Below are 16,125 nucleotides of genomic sequence, written 5' to 3'. Positions count from 1 at the left end.
CGGGAGGAGGGAACCTCCGGGCCGTGACCGCCGTCGCGGGACTAGCGCGACTGGGTTACGGCTGGGGCATGACGCCGAGGTCGGTCACCACGCTGTTGAGCAGCGTGCCGCCCTCGTCGACGACCTCCCGCAGGTAGATGCTCTGCTCCGGCGTCTGGTTCGTGAAGCTCCACGGGCCCCGCGGGCTGTCCTCGATCTCGCCCAGGCCGTCCAGCGCCTCGGTGATCGCCGGGCCGGAGAGGTCCTCGGCGTCCTCCAGTGCCCCGTCCAGCACGTTCGCGGCGTCGTAGGCCTGCAGCGCGTACGTCGTCGGCAGCTCGTCGTAGGCCGCCTGGTAGGCCTCCACGAACTCCGTGTTGGCCTCGTTGTCGATCTCGGTGGAGTAGTGCAGCGTCGTCCGGACACCGACGGCCGACTCGCCCTGGGCGTCCAGGACGCTGCCCTCGGTCAGGAAGCCCGAGCCGTAGAGCGGGATCGTGTCCTTCAACCCGAAGTCGGCGTACTGCTGGACGAAGCTGACCGCCTCGCCGCCGGCGTAGAAGACGAAGGTCGCCTCCGCACCCGATGCCTGGATGCCGGACAGGAAGGGCTGGAAGTCCTGGGTCGAGCCGAACGGAGTCAGGGCCTGACCGGCGACCGTGCCGCCGGCGGCCTCGTAGGCGGTGGTGAAGCCCTCGACGACCTCCTGGCCGGCGGCGTAGTCCGGGGCCATGACGTAGACCGGCCCGATGCCTTCCGCGGCGAGGTGCTCACCCATCGCCGCGGCGACCTGGGCGTTGGTGAACGAGGACCGCCACACGTAGGGGCTGCCGGCGTCCTTGGTGATCGCCTCGGCACCGGCGTTGGCCACGATCAGCGGGATCTCCGCCTCGGTCACGGCCTCGGCCACGCCGAGTGCGGTTGCGGAGTTCACGATGCCGACGAGCGCGTCGACGTTGCCCTCCGTGAGCAGGCGCTGCACGGCCGGGACCCCGGTGTCGGGGCTCTCGCCCTCGTCGGCGATCACCGTCTCGACCTCGTACCCGCCGAGCATCCCGTCGTTCTGCTCCAGGTACAGCTCCCAGCCCTGCTGCATGTCCTCGCCCAGCGGCGTGTAGACGCCCGCCTGGGGGATGACCAGGCCGACCGTGACGGTCTCCTCGCCCTCGGCCGTGCCTCCGCCGGTGTCCTCGTCACCTCCGAGGCTGCCGCCGCCGCAGGCGGCCAGGGCCATGGCGAGGACGCCCACGCCGCAGGTGGTGGACAGCCGTCGCCGGGCGGGATGAGCCACTGCCATGGAGATCTCCGTAGGGTCAGGACGTGCTACAGCTGCACGTCGTGTTCTCGATGATGCTGTAGAACGGGGTGAAGTGTGTCAAGCGCCACAAACAGAACCGTGACCCGACCGGTACCTGCGCCTCCTCCGGGGCAGCTGCCAGGCGGATCGGGTAACGGTCTTGTGGCCGGGTGTCACGATGTACAGGTGGAGGCGTTCGTGGGACCCGTCGTGACGCGGCGGCAGGAGCTCGGCGCGGCGAGCGCCCGCAGCCTGCTGCTCACCGTGCTCGGCGAGTTCGTGCTCCCCGACGCCCGGCCGGTGTGGACCTCCACGCTGATCGACCTGCTGGCTGATCTGGACGTCGCGGAGAAGGCGGCGCGGCAAGCCATCATGCGCACCGCCGACTCGGGCTGGATCCGGCCGAGCCGGGTCGGCCGCGAGACGCGGTGGTCGCTCACCGACGCGGGAACCGAGCTGCTGCGCGAGGGAACCGAGCGGATCTACCATTTCGCGGCCGAGAGCCGGCCGTGGGACGGCCGCTGGTTGGTGCTCACCGTCGGGGTTCCCGAGAACAACCGGGCCCTCCGCCAGCGGCTTCGGACGCAGCTGGGCTGGGCGGGGCTGGGCTCCCCGTCGCCGGGTGTCTGGGTGACCCTCGGGTCCACCGGGAGGACCGGGCGCGCAAGGTGCTCGAGGATCTGCAGCTGCTCGCCGGCAGCTGGTCGTTCGTCTCCACCGGGGGCGCGATCGGGGACGAGCGCTTCCTGGCCCGCACGGCCTGGGACCTCGATGACGTCGAGCGCCGGTACGAGGACTTCCTGGACCTGGTCAGCCGACGGCGGCCGCGCACCGACCGGCAGGCGTTGATCGCCCAGGTCCGGCTGGTCCAGGAATGGCGGCGCTTTCCGCTGCTCGACCCCGGCCTGCCACGCGAGCTGCTGCCGCCCCGCTGGACCGGCAACCGCGCGGCAGAAGTCTTCCGCGAGCGGCATGCCGCCTGGGCCCCGCGCGCCCGTGCGGCGTGGGAGCAGCTGGTCCGTCGAGACTGACGGGGCGCTCAGGCCGGCACCCCGTGCTCCTGCAGCCACGCCCGTCCGGCATCGGTGATGACCCGAGCGTCCCGTTCCGCCTGGAGCAGCGGGGGATCCTGGCGGTACAGGCTGGCGACCAGGTGACTGTCCGGCGTCAGCTGACGGGCGATCTGGTGTGCCTCCAGCTTGTGCAGCCGACCACCGGGCGACTCGGCGAAGCGTCGGAGCAGGGCCGCCTGTGCCTCCGCGGGATCGGGTCGGGGCGTCGTCCCCGTGGCGCTCCCGGGCGCGGGCTCCTCGTCCAGGAGCGCGGTGATGGCCCGGGAGAAGGTCTGGACCAGGTCCCGGATCCGGTCGTCGCGCGAGGGAGCGCCGGGCGCGTCGCCCGACCCCTGCCAGGTGCGCTGGGGGTGCCGGCGGAGGTACTCCTGCTCGAGTTCGAGCATCCGCTCGGTATGGGTGCGGAACTGCTCGGCCGTCCCGTGCAGGAAGACCCAGTGCCGCATCGCGTGCGCGTGCACGCCTTGGCGCTCCAGTTCCTCGTCGGACAGTTCGCGGGCCGGAATGCCCTGTCGATCGCTCATGGCCGCTCCCTCGTTCGATTCCGCCGGAACCCGTTGGTGGGCACCGGTCGCGCGGTCCGGTGCCGTCCGGCGGTCGGTGCTGGGTGATCGTGCTGGGATCATGGTGGTTGCTGGCCGGGGTGGTGTCATCCGGTGCCGGCGGTCAGGGCCGCCAGCGGGCGTGGCGAGTACGCGGCTCGCCGTGCCGGACGAGTTCGAGGCGTGGACGGGCCCCTCGCTGCGCCCGGTCTGCGGCCGGCGGCTGCCCGCGGCGAAGGGCTTGGGCCAGACCGCGCCCGCCCCGGCGTACTCCTGGTCGGCGGCCGCGTGCAGCGTCCACTGCGGGTCGTAGAGGTGCGGGCGGCCGAGCGCGCAGAGATCTGCCCGGCCGGCGAGCAGGATCGAGTTGACGTCGTCGTAGCTGGAGATCGCGCCCACGGCGATCACCGCGCAGCCGAACTCGCGACCGACCTCGTTGCGGATCCGGTCGGCGTACGGCGTCTGATAGCTCCGGCCGAAGGCCGGGCGCTCGGCCTTGACCACCTGACCGGTCGACACGTCGATCCCGTCGGCCCCGTGCTCGGCGAAGGCGCGCGCCACGGCGACCGCGTCGTCGACGTCCGTGCCGCCCTCGTGCCAGTCGGTGGCGGAGATGCGCACCGTCATCGGGCGCTCGGCAGGCCAGGCCGCGCGGACGGCGTCGAAGACCTCCAGCGGGAAGCGGAGGCGGTTCTCCAGGGAGCCGCCGTACCGGTCCGTGCGCCGGTTGGCCAACGGGGAGATGAACGAGGACAGCAGGTAGCCGTGCGCGCAGTGCAGCTCCAGGACATCGAACCCCGCTCGGGCCGCGGCCTCGGCGCTCCGCACGAACTCGTCGCGGATCTCCGCGAGCTCGCTCTCGGTCAGCTCGCGCGGCACCTGGTTGGCGGGGAGTACGGCAGTGCCGACGGGCCGACCACGTCCCAGTTGCCGTCGGGAAGCGGGTCGTCGATGCCCTCCCACATCAGCTTGGTGGAGCCCTTGCGGCCGGAGTGCCCGAGCTGGACCCCGATCCTGGCGTCGGTGGCGGCGTGCACGAAGTCGACGACGCGGGCCCAGGCCGTCTCCTGGTCGGGGAGTAGAGCCCGGTGCAGCCGAGGGTGATCCGGCCCTCGGGAGAGGTGCAGACCATCTCGGTCATGACCAGTCCGGCACCGCCGAGGGCCTTGCTGCCCAGGTGGACCAGGTGGAAGTCGGTCGGCAGCCCGTCGTCGGCGGAGTACATGTCCATCGCCGAGACGATGATCCGGTTCTTCAGCTCGAGCTGGCCCAGCCGGAAGGAGTGGAACATCGGCGGCCGGGGCGCCACCGGCTCCGGCTGGCTGCGGGCGAACCAGGCGTCGATGCCGGCGACGAACTCGGGGTCCCGCAGCCGCAGGTTCTCGTGGGTGACCCGGCGGCTGCGCGTGACGATGTTGAAGGCGAACTGCTCGGGATCCTGGTGGACGTAGTGGGCGATGTCCTCGAACCACTCCAGGCTGGCCTGGGCGGCGCGCTGGGTGGAGAGGACGACGGGGCGCCGCTCCTCCTCGTAGGCGGTCAGTGCGCTGTCGAGGTCGGGCTGCTCGTGCAGGCAGGCGGCGAGCGCGAGGGCGTCCTCCATCGCCAGCTTGGTGCCCGACCCGATGGAGAAGTGCGCCGTGTGCGCGGCGTCGCCGATGAGCACCAGGTTGCCGTGCCGCCAGGTCTCGTTGCGCAGCGACAGGAAATTGAGCCACTTGGAGTTGTTGGCGAAGACCTTGTGGCCGCCGAGGACGTCGGCGAACAGGTGCTCGACCAGCTCGATCGACTTGGTGTCGCTCTCGCCCGGGGGAGGTCCAGGACGGCGATGTCGCCGAACGCCCGCTGCCACACGTCGTCGTGCATCTCGACGATGAAGGTGCTGCCGGTGCGGTCGTAGGGATAGCCGTGGATCTGCATGACGCCGTGCGGCGTCTCCTCGACGTAGAACTTGAACGCCTCGAAGACGAGGTCGGTGCCCAGCCACATGTACTTGCTGTGCCGCGTCTCCAGGGTCGGGCCGAACACGTCCTCGTAGGTCGCACGCACCTGGGACCGGGCGCCGTCGCCGGCGAGCACCAGGTCGTACTCCGCACGCAGCACCTCAGGATCCGGCGCCGGCGTGCGGAAGTGGACGGTGACGCCGAGGTCGGCGCAGCGGCGCTGCAGGATGCCCAGGAGCTCCTTGCGGCTCATGGCGGCGAAGCCGTGTCCGCCCGAGGTGGTCGTCGTGCCGCGGAAGTGGACGTCGATGTCGTCCCACCGGGCGAAGTGCCGCTCCATCTCCCGGAACACGGCCGGGTCGGCGTGCTCGATGCCCCCGAGCGTCTCGTCGGAGAAGACGACCCCGAAACCGAACGTGTCGTCGGGGGCGTTGCGCTCCCAGACGGTCACCTCGTGCGCGGCGTCCAGTTGCTTGACCAGTGCGGAGAAGTACAGCCCGCCCGGACCTCCGCCGACAACCGCGATGCGCATGGGTCGTCCTCCAGCTCGGGTGGTCCGTGGGCCAACGATATGCCGCTCATGTGACGGCCGTCAATGAAACGAGAGCAGGCTGTCAGCGCAGTCGATACCGCTGCAGCTTCCCGGTGCTGGTCCGGGGCAGTTCGGCCACGAACTCCACCACCCGCGGGCGCTTGTACGGCGCGATCGCCTGCTTGACGAACTCCTCGAGTTCCGCGCCGGTGACCTCCCGCGTGCAGGCGGGATTGAGGACGACGAAGGCCTTGACGGCCATCCCGCGCTCCGGGTCCGGGACGCCCACCACCGCGCAGTCGACGACGTCGGGGTGGCCCTGGAGCGCCTGCTCCACCTCGGGGCCGGCGATGTTGTAGCCGGCGGAGACGATCATGTCGTCGGTCCGCGCCTGGTAGAAGAAGTAGCCGTCGGCGTCCCGGACGTAGGTGTCGCCGGTGAGGTTCCACCCGTTCCGGACGTACACCTCCTGACGGTCCCCGCCCAGGTACCGGCAGCCGGTCGGTCCGCGGACGGCGAGGTGGCCGGGGGTGCCGGCGGGAGCCGGCCGCCCCTCGTCGTCGAGGATCGCGGCGGTGTAGCCGGGGACGGCCCGTCCGGTCGATCCGGGACGGATGTCGTCGTCGGCCGCGGCGATGAAGATGTGCAGCATCTCGGTCGCCCCGATCCCGTCGATGATGCGCAGCCCAGTCGCGGCGTGGACGTCCTTCCAGACGGCGGCCGGGAGCGCCTCGCCGGCGGAGACGGCACGGCGGACGCCCGCCAGCCGGTCGGCCCGCCCCGAGGCGAGGATCGCCTTGTACGCGGTGGGTGCGGTGAACAGGACCGTCACCGAGTGCTCGGCGACGGCGTCGGCGAGGACGTCGGGCGCGGCCCGCTCGAGCAGCAGCGTGCTGGCGCCCACGCGGAGCGGGAAGACCACCAGGCCGCCGAGGCCGAAGGTGAACCCGATCGGCGGGGAGCCGGTGAAGACGTCGTCCGGTTCCGGACGCAGCACGTCTGCTGCGAACGTGTCCGCGATGGCGAGCACGTCCCGGTGGAAGTGCATGGTGGCCTTCGGCCGGCCGGTCGTCCCCGAGGTGAAGGCCAGCAGCGCGACGTCGTCGGCCGCGGTGCCCACGTCGGGGAATTCCGTCGGCTGCTCCGCGGCACGGACGCACAGGTCCTCGGGTGCCGACGAGCCGAAGGCCATCGTCGTCAGGCCGGGGATCTCGGCGCGCTCGAGGTCCTCGGTCAGCCGGTGGTCGCACAGCGCGACGCTCGGGCGGCACATCTCGCCCATCGTCGCCAGCTCGCCGGCCCGCAGCAGCGGCATCGTCGTGACCGCGACGCCACCGGCCTTGAGCACGGCGAACCAGCAGGCGACCAGCCAGGGCTCGTTGTAACCGCGCAGCAGCACCCGGTTCCCCGGGACCAGCCCGAGCTCGCCGACGAGGACGGCGGCGATCTGGTTGGCGTGCGCGCGCAGGTCGCCGTAGCTCCACACGGTCCCGTCCGCCGAGCGCAGGCAGGGACGGTCGGGCCCGAGGCGGTCGATCGTCGCGTCCAGCAGCTCGGTGGCGCAGTTGAGCCGGTCGCCGTAGTCCAGTCGTCCCAGGTCGAGCACCGGCCACTGGTCGAGCGGGGGCAGGTGGTCCCGGCTGAACGTGTCCTGGTGGGCGGAGCGGCTCAGCGCGGTCAGCTGCGTCATCGAGGTCCTCTCGGGGAGGGATCGGACTGCGGTGAGCCCGGCAGCAAACGGTATGGCGTCTACCTAACGAGAGTCAACAACGCACGATGCATACCCCGGCCTGGCGCCGACCGTCGCTATCGTGGGCCGGTGACCGTCGTCGAGGAGGCAACCGGCTCCGTTGCAGGCGCTGCCGGTCCGCTGCAGCCCCGGCAGCTGATCGTCACGCTCTACGGTCTGTACGCCCGCGAGCACCACAGCTGGCTGTCCATCGCGTCCGTCGTCCGGCTGATGGCCGATCTCGGGGTGGAGGAACCGGCCGTCCGGTCCTCGATCTCCCGGCTCAAGCGGCGTGGACTGCTGGACTCCCGGCGGGTGGACGGCGTGGCCGGCTACGCCCTCACCGAGGTGGCCCAGGAGATCCTGGCCGACGGCGACGCGCGCATCTTCGGCCGGCGCCGCGCGGATGAAGCCGACGGCTGGCTCCTGGTCGTGTTCTCCGTGCCGGAGTCCGAGCGGGACCGGCGGCACCAGTTGCGGTCCCAGCTGACCCGGCTCGGGTTCGGCACCGTGGCCCCCGGTGTCTGGGTGGCGCCCGGCCATCTGGCCGACGAGGCCGCCGAGGTGCTCGGCCGCCGGGGCCTCGCCGGGTACGTCGAGTTCTTCCGCGGCGCACACCTGGCCCTCGGCGAGGCTCGCGACACCGTGGCCCGCTGGTGGGATCTGGACCACCTGCACGCCCGCTACGCGGAGTTCCTCGACCGCCAGGAACCGGTGCGCGAACGGCTCGCGGCCGGCGACGGAGCAGAGCCCGAGCAGGCCTTCGCCGACTACGTGCGACTGCTGACCGACTGGCGGCGGCTGCCCTATGCCGATCCGGGTCTGCCGCTGCACCTGCTGCCCGCCGACTGGAACGGAGCCCGGGCCGCGGATCTCTTCGTCGACCTGCAGGGCCGCCTGGCCGACCCGGCGCACGACCACGCCCGCCGGCTGATCGACCCCTGACGAGCGCCAGGCCGCGCGGAGCGGCCGAGGCCGCCCGCATGTGCCTGAACGTCGTCATGGGCGCGTTCATGACCGCCGTCGTGCGCATGGCGGCGATCTGGCGGGCTCAGGAGATGCGGCGGTCCGTGCGGGTCAGGAGGGAGGGCGGCGATGCCCTGCACCTCGACCAGGGCCTCGACGTCCCACAGGCGGGCGATGCCGATACCGGCCATCGCCGGGTAGTCGGTGCCGACGAGCCGCCGCCAGACTGCCCCGATCTCCCGGGCGTGGGCGCGGTAGTCCTCGATGTCGACGGCGTAGACCGTCACCGTCGCGAGGTGCTGCGGTTCTCCGCCGGCCGCCCGCAGAGCGGTGAGCAGGTTGCCGAGAGCCTGCTCGAACTGCGCGACGACGCCGTCGCCGACGATCCGGCCCTCGGCGTCGAGGGCGGTCTGCCCGGCCAGGAACACGATCCGGCCGGCGTCGGCGCGCACCGCGTGCGAGAAGCCGGCCGGCCGGCCCAGTTCCGGCGGGTTGATTCGTTCGAGGTTGCTCACGACTGCACCGCTCCTCCGTCGACGTTGAGTCCCTGGCCGGTGATCGCCCCGCTGTGGACGCACATGAGCACGGCATCGGCGACCTCTTCCGGATCGATCAGCCGTCCGATCGGCTGGCGGCGCGCCAGCGTCTCCCGAGCCTCTGCCTCGGACCGCCCGGTGGTGGCGCTGATCGTCGCGACCGTCTGCGCCGTCATGGGGGTGTCGACGAAGCCCGGGCACACGGCATTCACCGTGACCCCTTCGTGGCGACCTCCGCTGCTGCCGACCGGACCAGACCGAGCAGCCCGTGCTTGCTGGCGGTGTAGGCGCTGACGTAGGGGTCGCCGCGCTTGGCCGCGATCGACGCCACCGCGACCACGCGGCCCCAGCGCTGCTCGACCATGCCGGGCAGGGTGCGGCGCAGCAGCCGGAACGGCGCGGTCAGGTTGAGCTCGAGCGTGCGGGCCCAGTCCTCGTCGGTCGTCCGGGCCAGCGGTGCGGAGGTGCCGGCGCCGGCGTTGAGCACGAGCACCTCGACGGGACCGTCCCACTCGGTCTCGACCCGGGAGATCACCGTGTCGGCGGCCGCGGGGTCGGTCAGGTCGGCCGGTAGGACGAGCGAGGGGCCGGGCAGCGCGGCGGCCAGCGCGGTGAGCTCGTCGGCGCTGCGGGCCGTGAGCGCGACGGAGTGGCCCTCGGCGGACAGCCGCTGCGCCACGGCAGCACCGATGCCCCGTCCCGCCCCGGTGACGAGGCAGCGACGGGCAGGCACCGCCGGAGCTTGCCACTTGCCCTTGACGCCCGTCAACATGGCGACATACCCCCGGGGCGGGCGCCGGCCTGCGCTGTCGCAGGTCGGCCGCGAGCGGTCCCGGGACGTCGAGGAGAGAGGCGCACGGATGAAGATCGAGGAGTTCACCGACATCCGGTACGAGGTGGAGGAGGACAACCACGCGGTCATCACGATCGACCGGCCCGACCGGATGAACTCGTTCCGTGGCCGCACGGTCGACGAGCTGATCTCGGCGTTCAAGCACGCCTGGGTCGACCGTCGCGTCGCCGCCGTCATCCTCACCGCCACCGGCGAGCGGGCCTTCTGCACCGGGGGTGACGTCAAGGAGCGCGCGGAGACCGGCGGCTACGGCGAGACGGAGTGGGGCACCTTCGAGATCGAGCGGCTGCACCGGATCATCCGGGACATCCCGAAGCCGGTCATCGCCGCCGTCAACGGCATCGCGATCGGCGGCGGGCACGTGCTGCACGTGCTGTGCGACCTCACCGTGGCCGCCGAGAACGCCACGTTCGCGCAGGCCGGGCCGCGGGTGGGCTCCTTCGACGCCGGCTTCGGATCGGCCTACCTCGCCCGCGTCGTGGGGAGAAGCGGGCCCGGCAGATCTGGTTCCTGCTCGACCGCTACGACGCCGTCACGGCGGAGCGGTGGGGGCTGGTCAACGAGGTCGTACCCAAGGAGCAGCTGCTCGAGAAGGCGCGGGAGTGGGCCCGGAAGATCGGCTCCTACTCACCGACCGCCATCAAGTTTCTCAAGCACTCGTTCAACGCCGACAGCGACCACATGAGCGGCATCTCCCACCTGGCCTTCGACGGGCTGGCGCACTACGCCACCAGCGAGGAAGGAATGGAGGGTGCGCGGGCCTTCGCCGAGAAGCGACCCCGGACTTCTCGCCGTACCGCTGACCGGGCCGGCGGCACGGCTCACCCGCTCGTGCCGCCTCCGGGGCGGGTGCTGACCAGGTTCATCGCGAGCAGCCGCAGGACGACGTCGCCGCCGGAGTCCACCAGTTCGACCCGGGTCCGCAGCAGCCCGCGATCGGGCTTGCTGCGGGACACGCGGGCCTCCTCGACGGTGGTGCGCAGCGACAGCTCGTCGCCCGGGCGCACCGGCTTGACCCAGCGCAGCTCGTCGATCCCGGGCGAGCCGAGGCTCGAGACGGGGAGAGGTACTCCCGCGCCAGTAGCCGCATCATGAGCGCGCAGGTGTGCCAGCCGCTGGCGATCAGACCGCCGTAGGGGCCGGCCAGCGCGGCCTCGGCGTCGACGTGGAAGGGCTGCGGGTCGAACCGGCGACCGAAGTCGACCACCTCGTCCTCGTCGACCCGTATCGAGCCGTGCTCGGTCGTCGTGCCGACGACGTAGTCCTCGAACCAGCGCTCGGTCATCGGGGCAATGTAGAGCCCGGCCGCCGACGCCGCGCGGCCGCCGTCGAGCCGGTCGACCCTGGCCCGATGTGCTACACAGCATGGGCGCCAGATGCCGCCCGGCGTAGTACGGACCCGACGGGTCGGCGGAGCCGGTACACGTCGCGAGAGGACGGTCGGACATGCTCGATGGACACGTGCTGGTCGATGCGCACGTGCACGTGCCGCACCTGGGTTCGCTCGCGCCGGCCTGGGTCGACTGGGCCCGGCGGTTCGGGGCGCCGGGCATCCTCGACCGGATCTGGCAGGCCGACGGGACGCCGGACCCGGCGGCGCTAGACGGGCTCATGGCCGGCGAGGGCGTCGACGTCGCCCTGCTGTTCTGCGAGTACAGCCCCAAGGCGACCGGCTACCAGCACTTCGACGACCTGCTCCGGCTGGTCGAGCACAACCCGCGGCGGTTCCGCCCGGTCGCCAACGTCAACCCGCACCTGCACTTCCCGATCGCCGCCGAGGTGAGGCGGCAGCTGGACCACGGCGCGGCGGCGCTGAAGATCCACCCGGTGCACGGTGGGTTCCGGGCCGATGACCCGGCCATGTACCCCGCCTACGGTGTGCTGGTCGAACGGGGCGTGCCGCTGGTCGTGCACTGCGGCACGAGCAGCTTCCCGGGATCGACCAACGCCTTCGCCGACCCGACGCTGCTCGACGCCGTCCTCCGCGACTTCCCGGACCTGGACGTCGTCCTGGCGCACGGCGGCCGCGGCTGGTGGTACGACGCGGCGGCGTTCCTGGCCCTCTCGCGGCCCAACGTCTGGATCGAGCTGTCGGGCCTGCCGCCGAAGCGGCTCCCGGAGTACTACAGCCGTTTCGACCTCGGCCGGCTGGCCCGCAAGTGGATCTACGGCACCGACTGGCCCGGCGTCCCCGGGCAGGCCGCGAACGCACGCGCGGTCGCCTCCCTGGGTCTGCCCGAGGACGTCGTCCCGCTGGTCCTCGGTGGCAACGCCCTGCAGGTCTACTCCGGGCTCGACCCGGCCTGATCGGCAGGTCTGCGAGTGGGGACGACGACCAGAGCGACCCCGAGGGCGGTGACGCCGATGCCGATCAGCGACAGCGCGCTGAGCGTCTCGCCGAACAGCAGGTAGGCCTCGATCGCCGTGGCCGGCGGAACGAGGTAGTAGAGGCTCGAGACGCCGGCGGCGGTTCCTCGGCGCAGCAGCAGGAGCAGCAGCAGGACGGCGCCGAGCGACAGCACGAGCACCAGCCAGACGAACGCCGCGACGAACTCGGCGGTCCAGCGGATCGCCATGTCCTCGGTGGCGAGCGCGACGACCAGCAGCAGGGCCGCCGCCGCGGCGTACTGCACCCGTGGTTCCCCAGACCAGCGGGATCCCGTCGCCGTGCCGCTTCTGCCAGACCGTGCCGAGGGTGCCCGAGACCAGGGCGACCACGCACGCGACCAGTCCGACCGTCGGCAGCGGTTCGGCAGAGCCGGCCGCGAGGATCCCCGGCCCGAAGACCAGTGCGACGCCGGTCAGCCCCAGGACCAGCCCGACCCACTGCCGCGACGTCGGGCGCTCACCCAGAACGCGGGATGCCAGGACGGCGGTGAGCACCGGCTGCAGGCTGACGACGACCGCGGAGACGCCGGCCGGCACGCCGAGCGAGATCGCGTAGAAGACGCCGCCGAGGTAGCCGGCGTGCAGGAGGAGACCGGCGACGGAGGCGCGCCCGTACTGGGCCCGCTCCGGCATCCGGGCCGACCGGAACGCTGCGGCGACGAGCGCGAGCAGCACCGCCGCCAGGGCGAGCCGGACGGCGAGGAAGGTGAACGGCGGAGCGTAGGGAAGTCCGTACTTCGCGCCGACGAAGCCGGTGCTCCAGAGCAGGACGAACAACGCCGGCCCGCCGAGCGTCTGGACCCGCGATGTCGTTGCCGTCACCGGGCCAGTCTGACGGGGGTGAGGAGCGATGGTCGCGACAGGTCTGGCACGGCGGTCGGACCGGTGTACGCGATGCACGGACCTGCTACGCACGCACGGAATTCCGATGCCGACGGCGCACCGCCGTGCAGGCCTCGCCTGCGATGCTGTCGGCTGTCGGCGCGGGGAGTGAGACCGCCGCTGACGCACGTCAGCCCCCGGCGATGGGCGGGCCTTCAGGCGCCGCGGGCCGGCCGCACCATGCACGTGAGGCGGGCGCTGGCGGTCAGCTGGCCGTGGTCGTCGAAAACCTCGATCGCGAAGGCGGCGAGGGGCAGCTCCGAACCGAGGGGCGTGCAGACCGCCGTTACATCGCCCTTCGTGGCCGGAAGGTGGTAGCTGGCGTTCAGTTCGATGCCCACCACGTGAGCGCCTGGCCCGGCGCCCAGTGCGGCGGCAAAGGAACCGACCGCCTCCACGAGGCTGCACGTCGCTCCTCCGTGCAGCAGGCCATACGGCTGAGTGTTGCCTGCAATGGGCATCCGGGCGACGACTCGCCCTGGGTCCCAGTCGGTGATCTCGATACCGAGCTTGTCGTCCAGGGCGCTGGAGATGTCCGTGGGAAACCAGGCCGGCGCTTCGGTCGTCACGCGGTCACCCTAGCGCCGGGGCGCGTTGAGACTTGCGTACGCAGCCGGCCGCCAAGGGGACGCCGGTACGCCGTAGGTTGCCCGGCGCTACCGACGATTCCGGCCCAGCCGACTTCACCACCCTGGCGGCACGATGGAGGTCACTCGTTCGGTGTCAATCTCGGCGTCGACCGACAGGTTCGAGGTGTAGCACCTCCTCCGTGTGGTGCTACACTCGCCCGCGTGCCCACCACCCGTCCGCGGATCATGGTGACCGAGACCGACGAACTCGCTGCGGCTCTGGACTCCGCGGCCTCCCGGTATCCAGAGCTCACTCGCGCGCAGTTGCTCACTCGTCTCGCGCTGGAAGGCCAGCGGGTTGCCCAACATGCCCAGGAAGACCGGCGACGCCAACGGCTCGACGCGCTGCGGCAGCACAGTGGCGCCCTCACCGGCGCCTACGGTGAGCACTATCTGGAACGGTTGCGCCAGGAGTGGCCGGCGTGATCGTGCTGGACGCCAGCGTGCTCATCGCCTACCTCGACGCCGAAGACGCTCAGCATCACAAGGCCGAGTCGTTGCTCGCTCGCGAGATCGACGACGAGTTCGCCGCCAACCCGCTCACGCTCGCGGAGGTGCTCGTCGGCCCTTCCCGGAGCGGCCGCCTCGACGCCGCGCGCTCGGCGCTGCGGGAGCTCGAGGTCGCAGAACAGCCGTTTCCCGCTGACACCGCTGTCCGACTGGCCCGGTTGCGCGCCGATACGGGTTTGCGGATGTCGGACTGCTGTGTCTTGCTGGCCGCCCAAGATGCGGCCGCGCGAATCGCCGCCTTCGATGAGCGGCTCGTTCGTGGGGCCGAGGAACTCGGACTGGTCGCGCTGCGCGGATGAGGTGCACGCCCGAAATGGCGGTGTGCTTCAGCTGGTGCCCGAGGGGCGACACGCTACCTACGCACACGGCTCTGGCCTGTCGAGTGATCGCTCGCTGCTTCTTCGTGAGCGGGCGGGTCAGGACGCCGACCCGCCCGGGGACATGGACCCTGCAGCAGAGCCTCAAGCGGCTCGGTCACCGGGCCGGGGTACTCGAGGACTGGCAGGTCGATCAACGCTGGGATCTCCTGTCGATCCGCCACGGATGATGGTGATCCCCGTACCGACTGGGCCGTCATGTCGAGCGGTGGACTACCCGGTAGCGGAGGTGGGTCGCCTGCCGACCTTCCAGACTGCGCACCAACTCCAGCTCCACCTGGTCAGGGAGCAGATGGTCGAACAGGCGATGTCCGCGGCCGAGCCACACGGGTACGAGGTGCAGCTCCAACACTCGGGCCCGCAGTAGTGCCTGTGCCGCACCGGCGCCGTGCACCATCACCGGTCGCCTTGGGGAAGCGGCTCGGGCCTGTGCGGCGCAGATCGCGACGTCGGTGACGAAACGGGCGCTGCCCAGGGGTGGTTCGTCGGGGATTTCGTGGGCGAGCCCGAGGATCGGCACGCCGTCGTGATGGTCGCCTCCCCAGCGGCCGGCCAACTCGAAGGTGCGCCGCCCGGAGATGACCGCGCCGGGGGCCAAGGCTTCGGCGTAGACCTGCCCCTTGATGCCGGGGGACAGGCGGTCGTCGAGCCAGTTGAACAAGCGGCCTCCGCCTTCGCCGAGTTCCTGGCCCGATCGGCACTCGGACCCCGGCCGTCGCGGCAGCTCAGCTTCTGGCGGTCAAGGGGTCGCAGGTTCGAATGCTGTCCAGCCAGCACACTGTCAGCCCGGGAGTGTCTCAGGACATTCCGACGCCCGGACCCACGGATCGTGGGTCCGGGCGTCGTCATCAGCGGGTAGGTCCGGTCGTTGCTCGGTGGGCGGGTAGTCGCGGGGTTGGGTCGTCGGCCTCGCTGCTCAGCGGCCGGTGTCTTCGCGGAAGGCCCGGGTGAGCCGGGGCCGGACGGCGAGGGCGACGACCGCGCCCAGCAGTGCCACCCCGTGACCGCAAAGGCGATCGGCTGGCCGCCGGACAGCACCTGGTCGACGAGGCCGTCTTCGCCGTTGGACGTGTTCCACACCGCGTGCAGCACGGCGACGGCCAGCAGGCTGTCGGCGGCGGCCCGGAGCACCACACCGACCATCAGTCGGAAGAGCACGCTGACGGCCAGCAACAGGGCGACACCGAATGCCACCGATGCCGCTGAGAAGTCGCCGACGAACTCCAGCGGCACGTGGATGGCCGCGAAGGGAAGGGCGGTGAGTGCCGCTGCCAGCACCAAGCCGTGCCGTCGTTCCAGCCGCGTCTGCAGGAAGCCGGCCCAGACCGTCTCCTCCCACAGGTTGATCAGCACCACGGCAACGATCAGCGAGACGACCTCGCCGGCCAGGACGCCGAGCAGGTCGGAGATCTGTACCGATCGGCCGGTCGCGACGCCGAGGGCCAGGGCGGTGAGGGGCAGCGCGAGCAGCACGACGGCCCACCATCCGGCGCCGAAGCGCCAGCGGAACGCACGGTGCAGCAGCGTGCGCACCCCGCTGCGGCCTTCGGTCACCGAGGTCACCCACAGTGCAGCAGGCAGCATCACGAGAAGGACGACGGCCAGGATCCAGATCTCGCCGGGGAGGCCTCGGCCGGCCACCACACCGTGGTCGGTGAGGGCCGGCAGCGACATGAGCGGCCAGCCGAGACCGAAGACGATGAGGAGGAAGGCGGTCAACGGCCGCCGGGTCACCCAGGCGCGGATACCGGTCGGGCTTGCCGAACGGGGTGCAGGTGCCGTGGTCGTGCCGGAAGTCTGCGGGATGAACATCGGAAGGCCTTTCTCAGCGGGGCGGTGTGCCTTGTTCGCACAGTCGGCCCCGGCGATGTCGAGATCCTGTCGGGATC

General features: G+C 71.6%; 15 protein-coding genes and 4 pseudogenes. 8 read left to right on the top strand and 11 right to left on the bottom strand.

The window, feature by feature from the left end:
- Positions 1-55: 55 nt before the first annotated feature.
- Positions 56-1,276 carry an ABC transporter substrate-binding protein gene (locus tag U6N30_RS14615; RefSeq protein WP_324277839.1) on the bottom strand — a complete coding sequence of 407 codons (1,221 nt, stop codon included), beginning with the start codon at positions 1,274-1,276 and terminating at the stop codon, positions 56-58.
- Between the two features lie 210 nt (positions 1,277-1,486).
- Between U6N30_RS14615 and U6N30_RS14610 the strand changes: the two genes are divergently transcribed.
- Together U6N30_RS14610 and U6N30_RS14605 are read left to right on the top strand one after the other, a co-directional pair.
- Positions 1,487-2,125, top strand: a complete 639-nt coding sequence (locus tag U6N30_RS14610) for a hypothetical protein (RefSeq protein WP_324278311.1) — start codon at positions 1,487-1,489, stop codon at positions 2,123-2,125.
- Positions 2,023-2,307 (top strand): PaaX family transcriptional regulator C-terminal domain-containing protein, encoded by a 285-nt coding sequence (locus U6N30_RS14605; protein WP_324278310.1) that lies wholly within the window; start codon positions 2,023-2,025, stop codon positions 2,305-2,307. The genes U6N30_RS14610 and U6N30_RS14605 overlap by 103 nt, the downstream gene beginning before the upstream one ends.
- Positions 2,308-2,315: 8 nt before the next feature.
- Here the strand turns inward: U6N30_RS14605 and U6N30_RS14600 are convergent, their stop codons facing one another.
- Both U6N30_RS14600 and U6N30_RS14595 read right to left on the bottom strand, forming a co-directional pair.
- A complete protein-coding gene (locus U6N30_RS14600) occupies positions 2,316-3,770 on the bottom strand; it encodes a DUF6158 family protein (RefSeq protein WP_324277838.1) in 1,455 nt (484 codons plus the stop codon).
- An 85-nt stretch (positions 3,771-3,855) separates the two neighbouring features.
- Entirely contained in the window at positions 3,856-4,743 is an 888-nt protein-coding gene (locus U6N30_RS14595) for an FAD-dependent monooxygenase (RefSeq protein ID WP_324277837.1), read from the bottom strand.
- Between the two features lie 8 nt (positions 4,744-4,751).
- Here U6N30_RS14595 and U6N30_RS14590 point away from each other — a divergent pair, with 8 nt between their 5' ends.
- A complete protein-coding gene (locus U6N30_RS14590; RefSeq protein ID WP_324277836.1) occupies positions 4,752-5,420 on the top strand; it encodes a hypothetical protein in 669 nt (222 codons plus the stop codon).
- Between the two features lie 28 nt (positions 5,421-5,448).
- Here the strand turns inward: U6N30_RS14590 and U6N30_RS14585 are convergent, their stop codons facing one another.
- Positions 5,449-7,056, bottom strand: coding sequence for an AMP-binding protein (locus U6N30_RS14585; RefSeq protein WP_324277835.1), 1,608 nt, complete (start codon positions 7,054-7,056; stop codon positions 5,449-5,451).
- Between the two features lie 129 nt (positions 7,057-7,185).
- On the opposite strand from U6N30_RS14585, the gene U6N30_RS14580 reads away from it, so the two are divergent.
- On the top strand, positions 7,186-8,040 hold the full coding sequence (locus U6N30_RS14580) for a PaaX family transcriptional regulator (protein WP_324277834.1): 855 nt from the start codon (positions 7,186-7,188) through the stop codon (positions 8,038-8,040).
- A 155-nt stretch (positions 8,041-8,195) separates the two neighbouring features.
- On the opposite strand, the pseudogene U6N30_RS14575 reads toward U6N30_RS14580, so the two are convergent.
- Both U6N30_RS14575 and U6N30_RS14570 read right to left on the bottom strand, forming a co-directional pair.
- Positions 8,196-8,576 (bottom strand): annotated as a pseudogene (locus U6N30_RS14575) (RidA family protein); the annotation flags it as partial.
- Positions 8,573-9,369 (bottom strand): annotated as a pseudogene (locus tag U6N30_RS14570) (SDR family NAD(P)-dependent oxidoreductase). The pseudogenes U6N30_RS14570 and U6N30_RS14575, both read right to left, overlap by 4 nt.
- On the opposite strand from U6N30_RS14570, the pseudogene U6N30_RS14565 reads away from it, so the two are divergent.
- Positions 9,287-10,170 (top strand): annotated as a pseudogene (locus U6N30_RS14565) (enoyl-CoA hydratase-related protein); the annotation flags it as partial. The pseudogenes U6N30_RS14570 and U6N30_RS14565 sit on opposite strands and share 83 nt — an antisense overlap.
- Before the next feature lie 142 nt (positions 10,171-10,312).
- Here the strand turns inward: U6N30_RS14565 and U6N30_RS14555 are convergent.
- Entirely contained in the window at positions 10,313-10,735 is a 423-nt protein-coding gene (locus U6N30_RS14555; protein WP_324277833.1) for a MaoC/PaaZ C-terminal domain-containing protein, read from the bottom strand.
- A gap of 161 nt (positions 10,736-10,896) precedes the next feature.
- On the opposite strand from U6N30_RS14555, the gene U6N30_RS14550 reads away from it, so the two are divergent.
- Positions 10,897-11,757 (top strand): amidohydrolase family protein, encoded by an 861-nt coding sequence (locus tag U6N30_RS14550; protein WP_324277832.1) that lies wholly within the window; start codon positions 10,897-10,899, stop codon positions 11,755-11,757.
- Here the strand turns inward: U6N30_RS14550 and U6N30_RS14545 are convergent.
- The 3 genes and pseudogenes from U6N30_RS14545 to U6N30_RS14535 form a co-directional block, all read right to left on the bottom strand.
- Entirely contained in the window at positions 11,733-12,083 is a 351-nt protein-coding gene (locus U6N30_RS14545) for an EamA family transporter (RefSeq protein WP_324277831.1), read from the bottom strand. The genes U6N30_RS14550 and U6N30_RS14545 overlap by 25 nt on opposite strands.
- Positions 12,084-12,291: 208 nt before the next feature.
- A pseudogene (locus tag U6N30_RS14540) lies at positions 12,292-12,660 on the bottom strand (EamA family transporter); the annotation flags it as partial.
- 215 nt (positions 12,661-12,875) lie between these two features.
- Positions 12,876-13,289, bottom strand: a complete 414-nt coding sequence (locus tag U6N30_RS14535; protein ID WP_324277830.1) for a PaaI family thioesterase — start codon at positions 13,287-13,289, stop codon at positions 12,876-12,878.
- A gap of 222 nt (positions 13,290-13,511) precedes the next feature.
- Here U6N30_RS14535 and U6N30_RS14530 point away from each other — a divergent pair, with 222 nt between their 5' ends.
- Together U6N30_RS14530 and U6N30_RS14525 are read left to right on the top strand one after the other, a co-directional pair.
- The gene (locus U6N30_RS14530; RefSeq protein WP_324277829.1) at positions 13,512-13,775 is read left to right on the top strand and encodes a hypothetical protein; all 264 of its coding nucleotides are present in this window, start codon (positions 13,512-13,514) and stop codon (positions 13,773-13,775) included.
- A complete protein-coding gene (locus U6N30_RS14525; protein WP_324277828.1) occupies positions 13,772-14,158 on the top strand; it encodes a type II toxin-antitoxin system VapC family toxin in 387 nt (128 codons plus the stop codon). Before U6N30_RS14530 ends, U6N30_RS14525 begins: the two co-directional genes overlap by 4 nt.
- 474 nt (positions 14,159-14,632) lie before the next feature.
- Here the strand turns inward: U6N30_RS14525 and U6N30_RS14520 are convergent, their stop codons facing one another.
- On the bottom strand, positions 14,633-16,048 hold the full coding sequence (locus tag U6N30_RS14520; RefSeq protein WP_324277827.1) for a CPBP family glutamic-type intramembrane protease: 1,416 nt from the start codon (positions 16,046-16,048) through the stop codon (positions 14,633-14,635).
- Between the last annotated feature and the right edge of the window lie 77 nt (positions 16,049-16,125).

The sequence above is a fragment of the Blastococcus brunescens genome, assembly GCF_035320885.1.
Taxonomy (GTDB): Bacteria; Actinomycetota; Actinomycetes; order Mycobacteriales; family Geodermatophilaceae; genus Blastococcus_B; species Blastococcus_B brunescens.
The sequence above is the reverse complement of the archived record's forward strand: the minus strand, read 5'-3'. Positions and strand labels throughout refer to the sequence as shown.